Origin of the sequence: Curtobacterium sp. MCBA15_016, assembly GCF_001865105.1 — a bacterium.
GTDB lineage: Bacteria > Actinomycetota > Actinomycetes > Actinomycetales > Microbacteriaceae > Curtobacterium.
In genome coordinates this window covers 1-456 of the sequence record NZ_MJGR01000049.1, presented here as the reverse complement: position 1 = coordinate 456, position 456 = coordinate 1, and the positions used below count along the sequence as shown (strand labels likewise).

Here is a 456-nt window from a genome sequence, read left to right as displayed (position 1 = left end):
GGCGAAGTTCGCGAACCCGACGAACGGGGCGCTGAACCACTGGCGGAGCGTGTACTGGTCGAGGTCGAGCATCGCGATGTAGAAGCCCACGAGGAGCGGCACCACGATGACGGCGAGCATGAGGACGCCGCCTGGGAGGAGCATCCAGAGGGGACGCTCCCGCTTGTAGAGCGGGGTCGTGCCGTGCGGACGGACCTCGCGGTCCCGCGGCTCGGTCGCGCGCGGCGCGGGGGTCTGGACCTGCGTCATCACAGGCCTCCGTTCTTCTGCCGGTCGAGCGTGGACTGGGCGTCCTTCTGGGCGTCCTGCAGACGCTTCCGGAGCTGGTCGTCGGTGACCTCACCGCTCTTGAGCGACGGGATGGACTGCACGACGACGTCCACGAGGGAGAGTTGGATGTCCGACCAGGCACCGGTGAAGGCGGTCGGCTTCGAGAGCTTGCCGGCGTCGATGATC

General features: G+C 68.2%; 2 pseudogenes. Both read right to left on the bottom strand.

The features are described from left to right. Positions 1-249 (bottom strand): annotated as a pseudogene (locus tag BIV03_RS16945) (sugar ABC transporter permease); the annotation flags it as partial. Next, a pseudogene (locus BIV03_RS16940) lies at positions 249-456 on the bottom strand (ABC transporter substrate-binding protein); the annotation flags it as partial. The pseudogenes BIV03_RS16940 and BIV03_RS16945, both read right to left, overlap by 1 nt.